This is a genomic window from Streptomyces sp. NBC_00984 (assembly GCF_045162475.1).
Taxonomy (GTDB): domain Bacteria; phylum Actinomycetota; class Actinomycetes; order Streptomycetales; family Streptomycetaceae; genus Streptomyces.
Window position 1 is genome coordinate 3,662,970 of the sequence record NZ_CP108734.1, and the last position, 17,691, is coordinate 3,680,660.

Below are 17,691 nucleotides of genomic sequence, written 5' to 3' on the forward strand. Positions count from 1 at the left end.
CGCGCGGGCCGGCTCATGCGTTGCGCAGCGCCTCCAGGTCCAGCTTGCGCATGCCCATCATCGCCTTCATGGCCCGCGCGGCCCTGGCCGGGTCCGGGTCGGACAGCACCTCGTCGAACCCACGGGGAACGAGCTGCCAGGACAGGCCGTACTTGTCCTTGAGCCAGCCGCACTGCCCCTCCTCACCGTCCTTGGTGAACTCGGCCCACAGGGTGTCCACCTCTTCCTGCGAGGCACAGTCCACCGACAGCGAGATCGCCTCGGTGAAGGGGAACTGCGGGCCGCCGTTGAGCGCGGTGTACTCCTGGCCGGCCAGCCGGAACTGAACGGTCATGACCGATCCCGTCCGGCCCGGCGCGGCCTCGGGGTAGTACGTCGTCCTCAGCACCTTCGAGTCGCCGCCGAAGACGGACACGTAGTATTTCGCGGCTTCCTCGGCCTGGGTGTCGAACCACAGGAAGGTCGTGATCTTCTGCATGGTCTGCTCCTGTCGGGTGGCGCGGAAGGCTGTGCAGGGTAGACCCGTCCGGCGGCCGGAACTCATCGGCCGGCGCGGTCCGGATGCCCGGCGCGGTCCAGGAGCATCGCCCGTTCCCGTTCGTTGCGGGTCAGCCCGGCCGCCCGTACGAACTCCGCCCGCGCCTCGTCCGTGCGCCCCGTCCTGGCCAGCAGGTCCCCGCGGACGCTGGGCAGCAGGTGGTAGTCCTTGAGCGCCGGGTCGTCCGCCAGCGCGTCGGCCAGGGCGAGGCCGGCTTCCGGGCCCCGCGCCATCGAGACCGCCACGGCCCGGTTCAGTTCGACGACCGGGGACGGCGTGATCACGGCGAGGCGGTCGTAGAGGGCGGAGATGGTGGTCCAGTCGGTGTCCTCGTACGTCACCGCCCGCGCGTGGCACGCGGCGATGGCGGCCTGCACGGTGTACGGGCCGAGCCCGGCGCCCTCCTCGGTCGCCGCCACGGCCCGCTCCAGGGCGGCGATTCCGCGCCGGATCAGCAGGCGGTCCCAGCGGGCCCGGTTCTGGTCGGCGAGCAGCACCGGTGCACCGTCCGGCCCGGTCCTGGCGGCGGTGCGTGAGGCCTGGAGCTCCAGCAGTGCGGCCAGTCCGTGGACCTCGGGCTCCTGCTCCATCAGGCCGGCGAGCACCCGGACCAGCCGCAGCGCGTCCTCGCAGAGCGCCGGGCGCAGCCAGTCGTCGCCCGCGGTCGCCGCGTACCCCTCGTTGAAGATCAGGTAGATCACCTCGAGCACGGAACCGAGGCGGGCGGCGCGCTCCGGCCCGTCGGGCACCTCGAAGGGGATGCCCTCGCGGCCCAGGGTCCGTTTCGCCCGGACGATGCGCTGGGCGACGGTCGGTTCGGGGGCCAGGAACGCGCGGGCGATCTCGTCGGTGGTGAGGCCGCCGAGCAGCCGCAGGGTGAGGGCGATCCGGGCCCCGGTGGAGAGCACCGGATGACAGGCGGTGAAGATCAGCCGGAGCAGATCGTCGTCGATGTCGTCCGCCTCGGCCGGCTCGGGCGGCGGCACGTCCTCCAGGGCCCTCCCCACCTCGGCCAGCTTGCGCGCGTACGTCTCCTTGCGGCGTACGAGATCGATCGCGCGGTGTCTGGCGGTGGCCATGAGCCAGGCGCCCGGCCGGTCCGGGACACCTGACTCCGGCCACTGCTCCAGTGCGGCCACCAGGGCGTCCTGCGCGAGTTCCTCGGCGATGCCCACGTCCCGCACGATGCGGGTGACACCTGCGATGATCCGCGCGGACTCGATCCTGAAGACCGCCTCGACCGCCGCCGTCGTGCTTGCTGCCGTCACGGTCACTCATCACAGCAGCCGTGCCGGGTCGCGGCAAGCGGGGACGGTCACCCGACAGGCTCTCAGGGGCCCTGGGTGGCCTCGTCGATCTGGCGGACCTCGGAGGTCACGGTCCAGTTCTCCGGGTGGGACTGCAGGAACCGCCTGGTCCATTCCAGGGCCTCCTCCTTGTCCTTGACCTGGAGGATGGCGTAGCCGCCGACGACCTCCTTGGTCTCGGTGAAGGGCCCGTCGGTGTGGCTGAGCTTCCCGCCGGACCAGGTGACCCTGGTCCCCTGGGAGGTCGGGGTGAGCCCGGCCGTCTCCAGCATGACGCCGGCCTTGGTGATCTCCTCGAACAGGGCGCCCATGCGCTTCTCGAACTCGGGGTCCGGGGCGTCGAAGGGATTCTGCTCGTCGATGCGGATCAGCGACATGAAGCGCGGCATGGTGACTCCTAGGTCTGACGGGCGGGGGCTTTTCCCCGCCTCTCACCCCTGCGTCGAACGGGACCCGGCCGGATCGACAGTTCCTTGGAGATTCTTCTGAGAATTCTCCGGCCCGGCCACCGGAGCGGCCTCCGGGATGGTCTCCGGAGCCCCCGCCGCAGCCGTCCGCCCGCGTTCCGGGAGCAGCACCAGGGCCACCAGCGCCGCGACCGCGAGCAGCCCGGCGCAGACCCAGAACGCCGCCGAGTACCCGGCCGCCAGGTCGGCCGGACGGCCCCCGTCACCGGTGACCCGGGCGGCGACGGTGACCAGGACGGCGAGCCCCAGCGAGCCGCCCACCTGACGGGCGCTGTTCAGCAGCCCGGAGGCCATGCCCGTCTCGTCGGGCGCCACATCGGTCGTGGCCGCCGTGCCGAGCGGCACGAAGCACATCCCGATACCGATGCTGCAGACCAGGGACGGGCCGAGGATCGAGTAGAGGAAGCCGCCGTCGGCCCGCGCCGTCGCCGCGAATCCGGCCAGGCCGAGCGCGGCCAGGAAGCCGCCGAGTGCCAGCAGCCGTCCGGTGCCGAGCGACGCGACCGTACGGGTGGCGACGACCGAACCGGCGACGACGCCCGCCGAGAACGGCAGGAAGGCGATACCGGCGGCGGTCGGCCCGTAGTCGAGCACCTGCTGCATGTAGAGCGAGACGAAGTAGAACGCGGCGAACTGCCCGGAGCTCAGCAGCAGGCAGAAGAGATTCGCGGTCAGGACCGGCCGCCCCGTCAGCAGACCGGGACGGAGCAGCGGGGTGCGGGTCCGCAGCTCGACGACGACGAAGGCGATCAGCAGCAGTACGGCGGCGCCGAGCGTGCCCAGCGTCCGGGCCGACCCCCATGCGTCGGTCGATGTGCGTACGAGTCCGAGGACCAGCAGCGTCGTGCCCGCGGTGGCCAGCAGCGCTCCCGCCACGTCGAGCCGGGCACCGGTCCGGGCCGCGCCGCCCCGCAGTCCGCTGCGTACGGCCCCCACCAGCGCGAACCCCACGATCGGCACATTCACCAGCATCACCGCGCGCCAGCCCGCCGCATCGGTGAGCACCCCGCCCGCGAGCACGCCGACCGCGCCGCCCGCCGCACCCGCCATGCCCCACAGCCCCAGGGCGCGGGAGCGGGCGGGCCCGGCCGGGAAGGCCAGGGCGATCAGGGCGAAGGCGACCGGGGCGAGCGCGGCGGCACCGATCCCCTGCACCGCCCGCGCGGCGATCAGCCCGCCGGGCGACCAGGCGAGCCCGCCGGCCAGGCTCGCCGCGCCGAACAGCACCAGGCCCGCCGTCAGGATCACGCGGCTGCCGAGCAGATCGGCGAGCCGCCCGCCGAGCATCAGCAGTCCGCCGAAGGCCAGCGCGTAGGCGTTCACCACCCACAGCAGCCCCTGGGGCGTGAAGCCGAGATCACTGCGCATGTCCGGCAGCGCGACGTTCACCACCGACATGTCCAACGCCACCATGAACTGCACGATGAGAGCCACCACCAGCAGCCAACGTGTGTGCCGTGACTGTTCGTCCACGACGTTCCCTTCCCTCGCGGTCATCCGGTCGAACCATTACTATACGCGTATAGAAATTAATGGCGAGGGGGCCCGGGACGGCGCGGAAACAGCGGAACGGGGACAATGCCCGGGTGTCAGGGACAGAGAAGAAGCAGGTGCCGACGGAGAAACAGGTGCCGACGGAGAAGCAGGCGCCACCGAAGAAACAGGCGCCCGCGAAGAAACAGGCGCCGGCGGAGAAGCGGGCACCGGCGAGGAAACAGGCACTGGCGAAACGATCCGTCGGGCGGCCGCGCCGGCTCGATCCGGACGCGATGGTCGCCACCGCGCGCCGCATCATCGAGGAAGAGGGCGTGGACGCCCTGAGCATGCGGCGGGTGGCGAAGGAGCTCGGCTCCACACCGATGGCGCTCTACCACTACGTGCAGGACAAGGACGAGCTGCTGATGCTCACCCTGTCGGGCACCGCCGCCGCCTTCCCGCGCCCCGAGCTGCCCGAGGACCCGCGCGCGCGGCTGCTCGCCGTGGCCGTGCACATGCACGACATCCTGGGCCGGCTCCCGTGGGTGCTGGACATACTGGCGCTGGGCGAAGTGACCGACCGGAACGCGCTCTGGATGGTCGAGGAGATCATCGACTCGGCGCTCGCCTGCGGCCTCTCCCCCGCCCAGGCGGTACGCGCGTACCGGACGATCTGGAGTTACGTCTACGGCGACCTGATCTTCCGCCGGGCGGCCGAACGCCGCGCGCAGAACCCGCCGGGCAGGCGCTACTTCCCCGAGATGGTGACCGAGGAGGACGCGGCGACGCTGCCCCGGCTCGCCGCGATCAAGGACGAGTGGCGCGCGTACGCCGCCGACTACGAGGCGGCGGACGAACTCGACGCGATCATCCGGGGGCTGATCGACCGGGGAACCGCCACCGGCTGAGGGACCGGCCGACTGAGGGACTGGCCGGCCGGGGAGCCCGCCCCGGCCGAGGGCCGGTCAGCCGGCGTCGGGTCCGGCGTCACCCAGGGACTCGAAGCGCCAGCGGTGCACCGGGCGGGTGATCAACTCGGCTTCCGGTTCGGGGAGTTCGGGCAGCTCGTCGCCGTACGCGCCCGCCCACCAGGTGATGACCAGGACCCGGTCCTGCGGGGCGCGCAGCAGCTCGCGGCGGAGCGGCTCGCGGGCCAGCTCGGCCGAACGGGCCCGCGCCCACTCCAGGAGTTCGGCACCCCGGCCGGCCACGGCACGGGCCTCCCACATGAGGGCTACGGTCATGAGTAGAGGTTGTCCTTGCTGATCTCGTGGACGTGGTCGTGGTCGTGGTCGTGCGCATGGGCGCCGGGCACATGGGGGTCGGTCACCGGCAGCGAGGAGTCCGCGGACAGCTCCAGGTCCGAGGCCGGCCGGCCCCGGGCGACCATCTCCGCGCCCAGCGCCGCGACCATCGCGCCGTTGTCCGTGCACAGCCCGGGGCGCGGCACCCGCAGCCGGATGCCGGCCCGCTCGCACCGTTCCTCGGCCAGCGCCCGCAGCCGCGAGTTGGCCGCGACACCGCCGCCGATCATCAGGTGGTCGACGCCCTCGTCCTTGCAGGCCCGGACGGCCTTGCGGGTGAGCACGTCCACCACGGCCTCCTGGAAGGACGCCGCCACGTCCCGTACCGGCACCTCCTCGCCCGCCGCGCGCTTGGCCTCGATCCAGCGGGCCACCGAGGTCTTCAGGCCGGAGAAGGAGAAGTCGTAGACGGGGTCGCGCGAGCCGGTCAGGCCGCGCGGGAACGCGATCGCCTTCGGGTCGCCCTCCTTCGCCAGCCGGTCGATGACCGGGCCGCCGGGGAAGCCGAGGTTCAGCACCCGGGCGATCTTGTCGAAGGCCTCGCCCGCCGCGTCGTCGATGGTCGCGCCCAGCGGCCGTACGTCATTGGTGATGTCCGGCGCGAGCAGCAGCGAGGAGTGCCCGCCGCTGACCAGCAGCGCCATCGTCGGCTCGGGCAGCGGGCCGTGCTCCAGCTGGTCCACGCAGATGTGCGAGGCGAGGTGGTTCACCCCGTAGAGCGGCTTGTTGAGCGCGTACGCGTACGCCTTCGCCGCCGAGACGCCGACGAGCAGCGCGCCCGCGAGCCCGGGGCCCGCGGTGACGGAGATGCCGTCGAGGTCGCGGGCGCTGATCCCGGCCTCCTTCAGGGCGCGCTCGATGGTGGGGACCATCGCCTCCAGATGCGCGCGGGAGGCGATCTCCGGGACGACGCCGCCGAAGCGGGCGTGCGTGTCGACGCTGGACGCGACGGCGTCGGCGAGCAGCGTCGTACCCCGGACGATGCCGACGCCGGTCTCGTCGCAGGAGGTCTCGATGCCGAGTACGAGCGGTTCGTCAGCCATCAGTCAGTCTCTGTTTCTTGTACGTGTTCTTGTACGTGGAGGCGCATGACGAGTGCGTCGATGTTGCCCGGCTGGTAGTAGCCGCGACGGAAGCCGATCGGCTCGAAGCCGAAGCGTTCGTAGAGCTTCTGGGCCCGGGTGTTGTCGACGCGGACTTCGAGGAGCACCTCGGCGCACTCGAAGGCCGTGGCGTGCTTCAGCAGGTCGGTGAGGAGTTCGGAGCCGAGGCCGCCGCCCCAGTGGTCGCGGGTGACCCCGATCGTCTGCACGTCGGCGAGGTCACCGGCCGCGGCGAGGCCCGCGTAGCCGACGATCCGGCCGGTGACGGGGTCCTCGGCGACGACATAGCGGCGGGTGGCCCGCGGGCCGCGCGAGTGCGCCAGCTCGGACCAGAACATGCCGGCCGACCAGGCGTCGTCCGGGAACAGCTCGCCTTCGAGCTCCAGCACCGGGTCGATGTCCCACCAGCGCATCTCTCGCAGAAGGGCAGTCGTGGTCGTCACTTCGGAGTGACCACCTTGTAGTTCTTCGGCACCTGGGCGTCGGGCCTGCGGAGGTAGAGCGGCTGCGGCGGCAGCAGCTCCGCGCCCGCGGCGAGCCGCTCGGCGGCGAGGGCGGCCAGCGCTCCGGCACTGACGTGCTCGGGCTCCCGGGCGTCCGGGAACGCCTCGGGGTAGAGCACCGCGCCCGCGCCGACGACGGGGAGTCCGGCGAGCTGTTCGGCGATGTCGGCGGGCCGGTCGACGGCGGGCTCGGTGACCCGGGTGCGCGGGTCGTCGTACCGCGCCCAGTAGACCTCCTTGCGGCGGGCGTCCGTCGCGACGGCGAACGGGCCCTCAAGCCCGGCCCGGCCCGCGGCGTACGCGAGACCGTCCAGGGTGCAGAGCCCGTGCACGGGTACGGAGAGGGCGGAGCCGAAGGCCGCGGCGGTGACCAGGCCGACCCGGAGTCCGGTGTACGGTCCGGGGCCGACGCCGACGACCACGTCCGTCACGGCGTCGAGTCTCACACCGGCCTCGGCGAGGACCCGGTCGACGGCGGGCAGCAGCAGCTCCCCGTGCCTTCGGGCGTCGACCTGTCCGGACTCGGCGACGACGGAGGTCCCGTCATGAAGGGCGACGGTGACGGCGGGGGTTGCGGTATCCACGGCGAGCAAGAGCACGCAAACAGCCTACGGCTCCGCCGAGGGAGGCACGGCGCCCCGTACGGCGTCCCGGTGCGACCGGTCCCGGCTGCTACCGTCAGCGTGTTCACGCGGGTACGACGTAAACGCTAAACGCTTGTACGACATACGGAAGCGAAAGGGGCGCGCACGGTGTCTAGGGGCAGCTCGGGAATCGTGGCCGGGCTCACTGCGGCGGCGCTCGTCGCGGTCGGCGTCCTGGCCTTCCAGGCATCGGCGAACGCCCCCGACAACCTCGCGGCCCCCAAACCGAAGGCTTCCGCCACCGCCACCGAGCACGCGAGGCCGAAGGAGAAGTCGCGCCCGGCCGTGCTCCCCAAGGGCTCCGGCACCGGGACGCGGGTCGTGTACGCCCTGGCCGACCGCCGGGTGTGGCTCGTCGACGGGGACGGGAAGGTGACCCGGACGTTCGACGTCATGCCGAGCTCCCTGAATCCGCTCCCCGGCACCTACCGGGTGAACACCCCGCGCTCGGGAGCCCCCACCAAGGGCTCGGACGGCGTGATGATCGAGCACGTGGTGCGGTTCGCGATGGTGGACGACGTGGCCGTGGGCTTCAGCGCGGCGGTGGACGGCTCGATGGAGAGCCCGGACCCGACGCTGAAGACGGGTGGCGTGCGGATGTCCCGGGCCGACGGGGACGCGATGTGGGACTTCGCGATGGTGGGCACGAAGGTGGTCGTCGTCCGCTAGGGCCTGTCCGGCGTTTCGGCCCAGCCGTCGTTTTGTCCGGCTCTTATTTCGCCCCGCCCGGCTTTTCAGCCCGCCCGGCGTTCGAGGTCCGGCTCGGAACGGGGCGCGGGTGCGGCCGGAGCCCCGTCGTCGGTTCCGTCGTCCTCGTCCGCGGACGGCGGCGGCGTGGAGACCGCCGTGGCCGCGGCACAGGCCGCCAGCAGGTCCTTCATCGATGGCGGCGGCGGCACTTCACGTTCGGCGGACGTCGTCATGGATGCCTCCTGAGGCTCCGGTGGAAGGCGTGGTTAGGCAGACCTAACCAGCTCTCGTCATCCATGTGACCACGCCCGCACCGCCCGGCGCAACAATTTGCCGACAGCCTGTCGGAATCCGGCCCCGCGCTCAGACCTCGCGCAGTCCCGCCCAGCGCGCGCCGATCCCGATCAGTGTCACCTCGCGCCGCTCGTCGTCCGTGTCGCCGACCGTGCGGTCGATCACCACCTGCAGCCGGTCGTCGGACAGCTCCTCGACCTTGCCGTCGCCCCACTCCACGACCACCACCGACTCCGGCAGCGACACGTCGAGGTCCAGGTCCTCCATCTCGTCGAGCCCGCCGCCCAGGCGGTACGCGTCGACGTGGACCAGGGCCGGACCGCCGGTCAGCGACGGGTGGACGCGGGCGATCACGAAGGTGGGGGAGGTGACCGCGCCGCGCACGCCGAGGCCCTCGCCGAGGCCCCGGGTCAGCGTCGTCTTCCCGGCGCCGAGCTCGCCGGTGAGCATCACGAGGTCGCCGGGGAGCAGGACCGCGGCGATCCGGCGGCCGAGCGCCTGCATCTGTTCGGGGGACTCGACGGCCAGGCTCACGGTGACGGCGCCCGGCGCGGCGCCCTCGGTGGCCTCAGTCGCCAGGCTGTTGTGCGGTGCTTCCATGTCCGCCAACGTTAGCCGTTGACGGCACGGCCCCGATGCGTACCAGCAGGTCCGCCAGCCGGTCCGTGACCGTCTCGGGGTGCTCCAGCATCACCAGATGGCCGGCGTCCGGGACGATGACCAGCTCCGCGTCCGGGAGCTGGTCCGCGATGGTCTCGCTGTGCGAACTGGGCGTCACCAGGTCCTTGTCGCCCGCCAGGATCAGCACCGGGACGTCGCGGAAGGCGGGCAGCGCGCCGCTCTTGTCGTGTTCGGTGAAGGCCGGATAGAACTCGGCGACCACATCGATCGGGGTGGACTCGATGAGCCGCTCGGCGAACCGCTCGACCGCCGGATCGACGTCCCGCGAACCGAACGAGTACCGCTTGATCAGACCGGCGAAGAGATCGGCGGTCGCCCGGCGGCCCCGCTCCACCAGCTCCGCCTGGGAGCCGAGCGCCCGGAGCACCCCGGGCAGCACCCGCCGCACCGCGTTCACGCCCGCGATCGGCAGCCCGAAGTTGACCTCGCCGAGCTTCCCGCTCGATGTGCCGACGAAGGCGACGGCGGCGACCCGGTCCCTGATCAGCCGGGGGTACCGGTCGGCGAGCGCCATCATCGTCATGCCGCCCATCGAGTGCCCCACGAGCACCAGCCGCCCCTCGGGGGCAGCCGCTTCGATCACGGCCATCAGATCGCGGCCGAGCTGGTCGATGCCGATCGGGACGCCCTCTGCCTGGTCCCGGCCCCGCTCGGAACGGCCGTGGCTGCGCTGGTCCCAGTGGACGGTGCGGACCAGACCGCGCAGCGCCGCCCGCTGGAAGTGCCAGGAGTCCTGGCTGAGGCAGTAGCCGTGGCTGAAGACCACGGTGACGGGCGCGGGGTCCTTGCGGCCGAAGAGCCGGCGGCGGCGCGTGCCGGAGCAGACGGCGTCGCCCCCACTGCCCGCGGCGCCGCCCGCCCCGCCGTCCGGTTCGACCTCGTCGACCTCGTAGTACAGCTCGGTGCCGTCGTCGGCGGTGGCCCGGCCCGGCAGCCCGCGCAGCGAGCCGTACGGCCCGGTGGCGTCCAGGGCCAGCCTGGCCCTTCTGCGCATGCCCCGGCCGACCGTGAGCCGCTCGACCGCGACACCGGCGGCCGCGCCCGCCGCGATCACACCTATGGCGGCTCCCGCGATACCCGCCCGGCGCCAGCCGACCGCCGTAGCGGCCGTCGTCACCGCGTCCCCCGCGCTGATCTCGCTCACCGTGCCGCGCTCCTCGTCGGTCGTATCCGTCAGGTCAGGGCCGGTCTGTTCCGGTCGTGATCCGATCGTGCCTGGTCAGGGGCGCACGATCGGTCAGGACTCGGCCGGGGTCGCGTGCAGGTGCACGCGCGGTACGCGGGTGCCGATCCGGGTGACGATCTCGTACGCGATGGTGTCGGCGGCCTGCGCCCAGTCCTCGGCGCTCGGCTCGCCCCGGTCCCCCGGGCCGAAGAGCACCGCCTCGCTGCCCACCTCGATCTCGTCCCCGTCGAGGTCGACGACGAACTGGTCCATGGCCACCCGGCCGGCGATCCGCCGGGTGACGCCGCCGACCAGGACGGGCGCCCGGCCGGAGGCGTGGCGCGGGATGCCGTCCGCGTAGCCGACCGGCACCAGGCCCAGGGTGGTCTCGGCGGAGGTCGTGTAGTGGTGGCCGTAGCTGATGCCGTGGCCGGCCGGCACCTGCTTGACCAGGGCGATCGACGCGATGAGCGTCATGACGGGGCGCAGCCCGAAGTCGGCCGGGGTGCCCAGCTCGGGGCTGGGCGAGATGCCGTACATCGCGATCCCGGTCCGTACGAGGTCGAAGTGCGCCTCGGGGATGGTCAGCGTCGCCGGGGAGTTCGCCATGTGGCGCACCTCGGGTTCGACGCCCTCCTTCTCGGCGTGCGCCACCATGTCCCGGAACACGGCCAGCTGGGCGGCGATGGAGGGGTGGCCGGGCTCGTCGGCGCAGGCGAAGTGGGACCACAGGCCGGTGATCCGGACGGTGCCCGCGTCCTCGGCGGCGCGGGCGGCGGCGACCAGCTCCGGCCAGTCGGCGGGCTGGCAGCCGTTGCGCCCGAGGCCGGTGTCGGCCTTGAGCTGGATCCGGGCCGGGACGCCCGCGTCCGTGGCCGCGGCGACGACCTCGCGCAGGGCCCACATCCCGCTCACCGACACGTCGATGTCGGCCTCGATCGCCTCGCGCCAGGGACCACCCGGGGTCCACAGCCAGCACATCACCCGGCCGCCGAGTCCGGCGGCCCGCAGGGCGAGCGCCTCCTGCGGCGTCGCGGTGCCCAGCCAGGTCGCCCCGGCCTCCAGCGCGGCGCGGGCGCAGGGCACCGCCCCGTGCCCGTACGCGTCGGATTTGACGACGGCCATGAGTTGCGCGCCGCCCGCCCGCGCGCGCAGCACCCGCACGTTGGCGCGCAGCGCGGCGAGGTCGATCTCGGCACGGGCTCTCAAGGACGCTGTCTCGTTCATCGCGCCCAGTCTCTCAGAGGCGTACGGCAGGGCCCTCGGGCGGCGGGTCGGAAGGGGCCCGCGGCAGGGGGCGTCCGCCCGGCGCCGGGTGCGCACCTCAGTGATGGCGCAGCTCGTGTTCCAGATGGTCGACGATGACCGGGACATGGCTGTGGGGTACGTCCTTGACCGCCGTGATCAGTGTCACCGGGCCGCCCTCCCGGACCAGTTCGACCAGTTCCCGGACGGCCGCCGTGTGGACGGGGTCGGACAGTTCGGCGCGGTAGCGCTCGACGAACGCGTCGTAGCGGGTGGCGGTGCGGTCCTCGTGGTACCAGTCGCGGAGCTCGTTCGACGGGGTGATGTCCTTGAGCCACTTGTCGATCGCGGCCTTCTCCCTGGACTCGCCCCGCGGCCAGAGCCGGTCGACGAGGACGCGGGTGCCGTCGCCGTCCTCCTTCGGCTCGTACACCCGGCGTACGCGTACCTCGCTGCTGCCCACGGTCGGCCCTCCTGTCCGCTGCGGTCGGCTCCTGCGTGCGCCCAGGATCGCTCAGGCCCGTACGTCCCGCCACGCCGCCGGGATCGCCTCCGCGACGTCCTGGGCGGCGACGGGCGAGCCGTCGGAGGCGTGGCGGGCGGCGAGTCCGTGCAGATGGGCGCCGGCCGACGCGGCGTCACGCGGGGCGAGGCCCGCGGCCAGCAGGGAGCCGGTCAGTCCGGAGAGGACGTCGCCGCTGCCGGCCGTGGCCAGCCAGGAGGTGCCGGTCGGATTGACCCGTACGGGAGTGTCCGGGTCGTCGGTGGCGACCAGGGTCGTCGACCCCTTGAGCAGGACCGTGGCGCGGTAGCGGGCGGCCAGCTCCCGTACGGCGGCGAGCCGCCCCGCCTCGACCTCCTCGCGCGCCACGCCGAGCAGCGCGGCGGCCTCACCGGCGTGCGGGGTGAGCACGGTGGGCGCGGTGCGCGCGCGTACGGCACCGGCGTCCAGCAGCCGCAGCCCGTCCGCGTCCACCAGCACCGCGACGTCCGCCGCCAGCACGTCCCGGACCCCCTCGGCGGCCTCCGCGCCGTCACCGATTCCGGGCCCGACGACCCAGGCCTGCACCCGCCCCGCCTTCGACGGCGGCCCCGCGTGGACCAGCGTCTCCGGATGACGGGCGATCACCGCGTCCGCGCCCGGACCGACGTACCGCACGGCCCCCGCACCGCCCCGCAGCGCCCCGGAGACGGCCAGCACCGCCGCGCCCGGGTACCGCGCGGAACCGGCGACGATGCCGACGACCCCGCGCCGGTACTTGTCGCTCTCGGCGCCGGGGACGGGCAGCAGCGCGGCGACGTCCGCGTACTGGAGCGCCTCCAGGTCGGGTACGTCCGGCAGTTCGGGCCCGAGCCCGATGTCGACCAGGCGCAGCGCGCCGGCCCGTTCGGCGGCCGGGTCGACGAGCAGGCCCGGCTTGTACGTGCCGAAGGTGACGGTCGCGTCGGCGCGCACCGCCTCGCCGGGCACCTCGCCGGTGTCGGCCTCGACGCCGCTGGGCAGGTCGACGGCGACCAGGGGCGCGCCGGTCGCCGCGAAGGCCCGCACCAGCTCGGCGGCGCCCGGACGCAGCCCGCCCCGGCCGCCGATGCCGGTGATCCCGTCCACCACGAGATCGATGTGACCGCCCCAGGCGTCCGCGCCCTCCGCGACCCGCCCGCCGGCCGCGAGCAGGGCCGCGAGGCCGCCCTCATGGGCGCGGTCGGGCGAGGTGAGCACGGCGCGCACGCCGGCGCCCCGGCGGGCGAGCCGGGCGCCCGCGTACAGCGCGTCGCCCCCGTTGTCGCCGCTGCCGACGAGGAGGACGACCCGGGCCCCGTACACCCGGCCGCGCCGCCGCAGCACATCGGCGCAGGCCGCCGCCAGTCCCGCGGCGGCGCGCTGCATCAGCGCGCCCTCGGGCAGTCGGGCCATCAGGGCCCGCTCGGCGGCCCGTACGGTCTGAACGCTGTAGGCGGTACGCATGTGCTCAACCCTCCGCGATCACCACGGCGGACGCCACCCCCGCGTCGTGGCTGAGCGACACGTGCCAGTGCCGTACGCCCAGCTCGGCGGCGCGGGCGGCGACGGTGCCGCTGACCCGCAGCCGGGGCTGTCCGCTGTCCTCGACGTACACCTCGGCGTCCGTCCAGTGCAGTCCGCCGGGCGCGCCGAGCGCCTTCGCGAGGGCCTCCTTCGCGGCGAACCTGGCGGCGAGCGAGGCGATACCGCGCCGCTCGCCGCTGGGCAGCAGCAACTCCTGTTCCAGAAAGAGCCGGTCGGCCATCTGCGGCGTACGTTCCAGCGCCGCGTCGAACCGTTCGATCTCGGCCACGTCGATCCCGACCCCGATGATCACGCGTATTCCCTCATCCCTCGCTACTCCACGGTCACGGACTTCGCCAGATTGCGCGGCTGGTCCACGTCGTTGCCGCGGGCCGTGGCCAGTTCGCAGGCGAATACCTGCAGCGGCACGGTCGACACCAGCGGCTGGAGCAGCGTAGGCGTAATGGGGATCCGGATCAGGTGGTCGGCGTACGGGACGACCGCCTCGTCGCCCTCCTCGGCGATGACGATGGTGCGGGCACCGCGTGCCCTGATCTCCTGGATGTTCGACACGACCTTGTCGTGCAGCAACGACCGGCCGCGCGGCGACGGCACCACCACGACGACCGGGAGGCCGTCCTCGATGAGCGCGATCGGGCCGTGCTTGAGCTCACCGGCGGCGAAGCCCTCGGCGTGCATGTACGCGAGCTCCTTGAGCTTCAACGCGCCTTCCAGGGCCACGGGATAGCCGACATGGCGGCCCAGGAAGAGCACGGTGTCGTGACCGGCGAGGGAGCGGGCGAGTTCGCGTACCGGCTCCATGGTCTCCAGGACCCGTTCGACCGCGCCGGAGATCTCGGAGAGCTGGCGGATGACGGTGCGGATCTCGTCGCCCCACTTCGTCCCGCGGACCTGTCCGAGATACAGGGCGACGAGGTAGCAGGCGACCAGCTGGGTGAGGAAGGCCTTGGTGGAGGCGACGGCGACCTCGGGGCCGGCGTGCGTGTAGAGCACGGCGTCGGACTCCCGGGGGATGGTGGAGCCGTTCGTGTTGCAGATGGCGAGGACCTTCGCGCCCTGTTCGCGGGCGTGCCGCAGGGCCATCAGGGTGTCCATCGTCTCGCCGGACTGCGAGATCGCGACGACCAGGGTGCGGTGGTCGAGGATCGGGTCGCGGTAGCGGAACTCGCTGGCCAGCTCGGTCTCGCAGGGGATGCGGGTCCAGTGCTCGATGGCGTACTTGGCGATCATCCCGGAGTGAAAGGCGGTGCCGCAGGCCACGATGACGACCTTGTCGACCTCGCGCAGTTCGTACGGCGGGATGCGTACCTCGTCGAGGCGGAGCGAGCCCGAGCCGTCGATCCGTCCGAGGAGCGTGTCGGCGACCGCCCTGGGCTGTTCGGCGATCTCCTTGAGCATGAAGTAGTCGTGGCCGCCCTTCTCGGCGGCGGAGACGTCCCAGTCCACGTGGTACTCGCGGACCTCGGCGGGCCGCCCGTCGAAGTCGGTGACCGTGACCCCCTCGCGGCGCAGCTCGACCACCTGGTCCTGGCCCAGCTCGATCGCGGAGCGGGTGTGCGCGATGAACGCGGCGACGTCGGAGGCCAGGAACGACTCCCCCTCCCCCACCCCCACCACGAGCGGCGAGTTGCGCCGGGCCCCGACCACCGTGCCGGGTGCGTCCGCGTGCACGGCGACGAGGGTGAAGGCGCCGTCCAGCCGGCGGCAGACCTGCCGCATCGCCTCCGCCGGGTCGGCGCAGGAGGAGAAGGCCTCGGCGAGCAGATGGGCGACGACCTCCGTGTCGGTCTCGGAGGCCAGGTCGTGGCCGCGCTCGGCGAGTTCGGCGCGCAGGGCGGCGAAGTTCTCGATGATCCCGTTGTGCACGACGGCGACGCGGCCCGCGTTGTCGAGGTGCGGGTGGGCGTTGATGTCGGTGGGGGCGCCGTGGGTGGCCCAGCGGGTGTGTCCGATCCCGGTGGTCCCGGCCGGGAGCGGCGCCTCGGCCAGGGCCTTCTCCAGATTGACGAGCTTGCCGGCCTTCTTGGCGGCGGCCAGACCGCCGTCCGCGAGCACGGCGAGGCCCGCCGAGTCGTAGCCCCGGTACTCAAGGCGCTTGAGGCCCGCGACGACGACGTCCTGGGCCGACTGTCCACCGACGTAACCGACGATTCCGCACATATCGTTCCCTTCGTGGTCACCCGCCCCTCTTCTTCGCATCGTCGCAGAAGGGGAACGGGGCGGCAGGGAGGACGGCGTCCCGGGGGCGATCCGCCCGGTGCGCGCGCGGCGCGGCGACCGGGCGGACCCCGGCGAAGGGGCCGGGGCGGCATCGGGGGTGGCCGCCCCGCATACCCTGTGAACCTTTCCGGCCCCAGCGGGGAACAAGGGGTGACACGCCCACCCGCCGAGCCCCAGGAGCCGATGTGACCGGACCGCCGCCGGCCAGCCCCGACGACGATGCCGAGGTCATCGCGCAGTCGCTGGAGGAGCCCGAGATCTTCGCCGGACTCTACGACCGTCACGCACCGGACATCCACCGCTATGCCGCCCGCCGCCTCGGCGAGGGCGCGGCGGACGACATCACGGCGGAGACCTTCCTCATCGCCTTCCGCTCCCGGCGCCGCTACGACCGCTCCCACCGCAGCGCCCGCCCCTGGCTGTACGGCATCGCGGCCAACCTCATCGGCAAGCACCGGCGCAGCGAGGAGCGGGGGCTGCGGGCCCTGGCCCGTACCGGTCAGGACCCGGTGGCCGCCTCCTGGAGCGAGCGTTCCGACGACCGGATCGCCGCCCAGGCGCCCCTGGCCGTGGCGCTCGCCGCGCTCTCGCCCGGCGACCGGCATGTGCTGCTGCTCGTCGCCTGGGCCGACCTCGGGTACCAGGAGGTCGCCGAGGCGCTGGGCATCCCGCTCGGCACCGTGCGGTCCCGGCTCAATCGCGCCCGCCGCAAGGTCCGCGAAGCCCTCTGCACGGACCCCTCGTTCACGCCCGACGCCATGGAGCTGACCCCGTCATGGACGAAATGACCCAGCTGCGCGAGCTCCGCGCGGACGCGCCCGTTCCCGACCGTGGCGCGCTCGCCCCGGGCCGGCAGCGGCTCACCGAGGCCGCGGCCCCGGGTCGTCGCGTCCACCGCCTGCGGGCGGACTGGCGGGTCGCCGCGGTCGGCGCGGCCGCGGCGATCACCGTGGCCGCGGTGCTCGGCACCCGGCTCGGGGACGCCGTCGCGCCCGACCGCTCCGGACCCGCCTCGACCGCCGGGACCCTGCGGCTGGACAGCCCGGCCGAGGTGCTGAACCGGGCCGCCGACGCGCTGGAGAAGCAGCCGGCCGGGCCGGAGCCGCGCGACGACCAGTGGATCTACACCAGGACGACGCAGGCCGCGCGGGGCGACCGGAACGGCATGGCCGCCGGCCGCGTCACGTACGACCCCGACGACTGGGTTCCGTACGACAACTCCGCCGCGGCCAAGAACGGCAAGGACTCCGACTACAGCACGGCCCGCCGGGTCTACCGGGCCGCCGAGGCGCTGCCCGACGACCCGGCGCGGCTGCTGGCGAAGGTCCGCTCGTTCTATCCGACCGGCAACACGGCCGAGAGCCCGCCCGAGGCCGAGGCGCAGCACAGCTTCCGGGCGATGGGGCTGATGGTCCAGGCGTACCCGATCGCACCGGCCGCGCTCGCCCGCATCTACCGGGCCATGGCCACCATCCCCGGCGTGCACGTCACCGACCACCTGGTGAAGGACGCCGCCGGGCGCGAGGCCATCGCCATCACCCGGAAGGAGGACGGCGGCCACGAACAGCGGGAGATCCTGCTCAGCCCGCACGACTTCAGCTATGCCGGTCTGCGCTTCGTGGTCGCCGAGGACTACGCGTACACGCTCTCCGACGGCAAGGTGGAGGGCCAGACGTTCAAATTCAAGGCCGGGCAGATCCTCACGAGCGAAGCCCGGGTCGAAGCCGCCGTCGTCGACGCCAAGGGCGAGAAGCCCTGATGTCACGGGTGAGGCGCCCCGCCGTCACCGGGCGCCCCTGAACCGGGGCCGGTGTCCGCCACAGGGGTGCGGACACCGGCCCCCGCCGACGGCGGCAGGTGCCCCGGGGTGCATCATGGCGTCGCCGCCGACCGGCACCGATTCCGGCCGGTCGGCCGAGAACCGGGGGGTGGGGCGCATGTCCGGCGCCGAAGGGCCGGTCACGTCGCAACGTCCACCCCGGGAGAAGGTGGGCACACAGCCGTGAA

At 73.2% G+C, this 17,691-nt stretch carries 20 protein-coding genes; 4 read left to right on the forward strand and 16 right to left on the reverse strand.

Features of this window, described 5'->3' with window-relative positions:
• Window positions 1-13 precede the first annotated feature (13 nt).
• From OG520_RS15845 to OG520_RS15860, 4 genes are all read right to left on the reverse strand, one after another.
• Window positions 14-478 carry a VOC family protein gene (locus tag OG520_RS15845; RefSeq protein WP_399327200.1) on the reverse strand — a complete coding sequence of 155 codons (465 nt, stop codon included), beginning with the start codon at window positions 476-478 and terminating at the stop codon, window positions 14-16.
• A 62-nt stretch (window positions 479-540) separates the two neighbouring features.
• Window positions 541-1,806 (reverse strand): RNA polymerase sigma factor, encoded by a 1,266-nt coding sequence (locus tag OG520_RS15850; protein WP_406013604.1) that lies wholly within the window; start codon window positions 1,804-1,806, stop codon window positions 541-543.
• A 62-nt stretch (window positions 1,807-1,868) separates the two neighbouring features.
• On the reverse strand, window positions 1,869-2,234 hold the full coding sequence (locus tag OG520_RS15855; protein ID WP_389973605.1) for a YciI family protein: 366 nt from the start codon (window positions 2,232-2,234) through the stop codon (window positions 1,869-1,871).
• A gap of 42 nt (window positions 2,235-2,276) precedes the next feature.
• Window positions 2,277-3,809 (reverse strand): MFS transporter, encoded by a 1,533-nt coding sequence (locus OG520_RS15860; RefSeq protein ID WP_406013605.1) that lies wholly within the window; start codon window positions 3,807-3,809, stop codon window positions 2,277-2,279.
• 224 nt (window positions 3,810-4,033) lie between these two features.
• On the opposite strand from OG520_RS15860, the gene OG520_RS15865 reads away from it, so the two are divergent.
• Window positions 4,034-4,696, forward strand: coding sequence for a TetR/AcrR family transcriptional regulator (locus OG520_RS15865; protein WP_406016493.1), 663 nt, complete (start codon window positions 4,034-4,036; stop codon window positions 4,694-4,696).
• A 57-nt stretch (window positions 4,697-4,753) separates the two neighbouring features.
• On the opposite strand, the gene OG520_RS15870 is transcribed toward OG520_RS15865, so the two are convergent.
• The 4 genes from OG520_RS15870 to tsaB are packed head-to-tail and all read right to left on the reverse strand — an operon-like array spanning window position 4,754 to window position 7,282.
• On the reverse strand, window positions 4,754-5,032 hold the full coding sequence (locus OG520_RS15870) for a hypothetical protein (RefSeq protein ID WP_406013606.1): 279 nt from the start codon (window positions 5,030-5,032) through the stop codon (window positions 4,754-4,756).
• The gene (tsaD, locus tag OG520_RS15875) at window positions 5,029-6,135 is read right to left on the reverse strand and encodes a tRNA (adenosine(37)-N6)-threonylcarbamoyltransferase complex transferase subunit TsaD (protein ID WP_266415409.1); all 1,107 of its coding nucleotides are present in this window, start codon (window positions 6,133-6,135) and stop codon (window positions 5,029-5,031) included. The genes OG520_RS15870 and tsaD overlap by 4 nt, the downstream gene beginning before the upstream one ends.
• Entirely contained in the window at window positions 6,135-6,638 is a 504-nt protein-coding gene (gene rimI, locus OG520_RS15880; RefSeq protein WP_406013607.1) for a ribosomal protein S18-alanine N-acetyltransferase, read from the reverse strand. The genes tsaD and rimI overlap by 1 nt, the downstream gene beginning before the upstream one ends.
• Window positions 6,635-7,282, reverse strand: a complete 648-nt coding sequence (gene tsaB / locus OG520_RS15885; RefSeq protein WP_406013608.1) for a tRNA (adenosine(37)-N6)-threonylcarbamoyltransferase complex dimerization subunit type 1 TsaB — start codon at window positions 7,280-7,282, stop codon at window positions 6,635-6,637. The genes rimI and tsaB overlap by 4 nt, the downstream gene beginning before the upstream one ends.
• A 168-nt stretch (window positions 7,283-7,450) precedes the next feature.
• Here tsaB and OG520_RS15890 point away from each other — a divergent pair, with 168 nt between their 5' ends.
• The gene (locus tag OG520_RS15890; RefSeq protein WP_406013609.1) at window positions 7,451-8,011 is read left to right on the forward strand and encodes a L,D-transpeptidase; all 561 of its coding nucleotides are present in this window, start codon (window positions 7,451-7,453) and stop codon (window positions 8,009-8,011) included.
• A 65-nt stretch (window positions 8,012-8,076) separates the two neighbouring features.
• Here OG520_RS15890 and OG520_RS15895 read toward each other — a convergent pair whose 3' ends face one another.
• From OG520_RS15895 to glmS, 8 genes are all read right to left on the reverse strand, one after another.
• A complete protein-coding gene (locus tag OG520_RS15895) occupies window positions 8,077-8,265 on the reverse strand; it encodes a hypothetical protein (protein WP_406013610.1) in 189 nt (62 codons plus the stop codon).
• Window positions 8,266-8,395: 130 nt separating this feature from the next.
• A complete protein-coding gene (tsaE, locus tag OG520_RS15900) occupies window positions 8,396-8,926 on the reverse strand; it encodes a tRNA (adenosine(37)-N6)-threonylcarbamoyltransferase complex ATPase subunit type 1 TsaE (protein ID WP_406013611.1) in 531 nt (176 codons plus the stop codon).
• A complete protein-coding gene (locus OG520_RS15905) occupies window positions 8,895-10,151 on the reverse strand; it encodes an alpha/beta fold hydrolase (protein WP_406013612.1) in 1,257 nt (418 codons plus the stop codon). Before OG520_RS15905 ends, tsaE begins: the two co-directional genes overlap by 32 nt.
• Before the next feature lie 93 nt (window positions 10,152-10,244).
• Entirely contained in the window at window positions 10,245-11,399 is a 1,155-nt protein-coding gene (gene alr / locus OG520_RS15910) for an alanine racemase (protein WP_406013613.1), read from the reverse strand.
• Between the two features lie 97 nt (window positions 11,400-11,496).
• Window positions 11,497-11,880, reverse strand: a complete 384-nt coding sequence (locus OG520_RS15915) for a DUF488 domain-containing protein (RefSeq protein ID WP_399327181.1) — start codon at window positions 11,878-11,880, stop codon at window positions 11,497-11,499.
• Window positions 11,881-11,931: 51 nt separating this feature from the next.
• Complete coding sequence (locus OG520_RS15920; protein ID WP_406013614.1) at window positions 11,932-13,383, reverse strand: NAD(P)H-hydrate dehydratase; 1,452 nt, start codon at window positions 13,381-13,383, stop codon at window positions 11,932-11,934.
• A gap of 4 nt (window positions 13,384-13,387) precedes the next feature.
• Complete coding sequence (locus OG520_RS15925) at window positions 13,388-13,756, reverse strand: holo-ACP synthase (protein WP_399327177.1); 369 nt, start codon at window positions 13,754-13,756, stop codon at window positions 13,388-13,390.
• A gap of 20 nt (window positions 13,757-13,776) precedes the next feature.
• Complete coding sequence (gene glmS, locus OG520_RS15930; RefSeq protein ID WP_406013615.1) at window positions 13,777-15,624, reverse strand: glutamine--fructose-6-phosphate transaminase (isomerizing); 1,848 nt, start codon at window positions 15,622-15,624, stop codon at window positions 13,777-13,779.
• A 245-nt stretch (window positions 15,625-15,869) separates the two neighbouring features.
• Here glmS and OG520_RS15935 point away from each other — a divergent pair, with 245 nt between their 5' ends.
• Both OG520_RS15935 and OG520_RS15940 read left to right on the forward strand, forming a co-directional pair.
• Entirely contained in the window at window positions 15,870-16,472 is a 603-nt protein-coding gene (locus OG520_RS15935) for an RNA polymerase sigma factor (RefSeq protein ID WP_399327174.1), read from the forward strand.
• Complete coding sequence (locus tag OG520_RS15940; RefSeq protein WP_406013616.1) at window positions 16,460-17,443, forward strand: CU044_5270 family protein; 984 nt, start codon at window positions 16,460-16,462, stop codon at window positions 17,441-17,443. The genes OG520_RS15935 and OG520_RS15940 overlap by 13 nt, the downstream gene beginning before the upstream one ends.
• The last annotated feature ends 248 nt before the right edge of the window (window positions 17,444-17,691 follow it).

Excerpts from the sequence above, each read along its gene's own strand:
- glmS (WP_406013615.1), bottom strand. The coding sequence starts at position 15,624 with ATGTGCGGAATCGTCGGTTACGTCGGTGGACAGTCGGCCCAGGACGTC.
- OG520_RS15855 (WP_389973605.1), bottom strand. The coding sequence starts at position 2,234 with ATGCCGCGCTTCATGTCGCTGATCCGCATCGACGAGCAGAATCCCTTC.
- OG520_RS15940 (WP_406013616.1), top strand. The coding sequence starts at position 16,460 with ATGGACGAAATGACCCAGCTGCGCGAGCTCCGCGCGGACGCGCCCGTT.
- OG520_RS15895 (WP_406013610.1), bottom strand. The coding sequence starts at position 8,265 with ATGACGACGTCCGCCGAACGTGAAGTGCCGCCGCCGCCATCGATGAAG.
- OG520_RS15920 (WP_406013614.1), bottom strand. The coding sequence starts at position 13,383 with ATGCGTACCGCCTACAGCGTTCAGACCGTACGGGCCGCCGAGCGGGCC.
- tsaE (WP_406013611.1), bottom strand. The coding sequence starts at position 8,926 with ATGGAAGCACCGCACAACAGCCTGGCGACTGAGGCCACCGAGGGCGCC.
- alr (WP_406013613.1), bottom strand. The coding sequence starts at position 11,399 with ATGAACGAGACAGCGTCCTTGAGAGCCCGTGCCGAGATCGACCTCGCC.
- OG520_RS15845 (WP_399327200.1), bottom strand. The coding sequence starts at position 478 with ATGCAGAAGATCACGACCTTCCTGTGGTTCGACACCCAGGCCGAGGAA.
- OG520_RS15870 (WP_406013606.1), bottom strand. The coding sequence starts at position 5,032 with ATGACCGTAGCCCTCATGTGGGAGGCCCGTGCCGTGGCCGGCCGGGGT.
- tsaD (WP_266415409.1), bottom strand. The coding sequence starts at position 6,135 with ATGGCTGACGAACCGCTCGTACTCGGCATCGAGACCTCCTGCGACGAG.
- OG520_RS15860 (WP_406013605.1), bottom strand. The coding sequence starts at position 3,809 with ATGACCGCGAGGGAAGGGAACGTCGTGGACGAACAGTCACGGCACACA.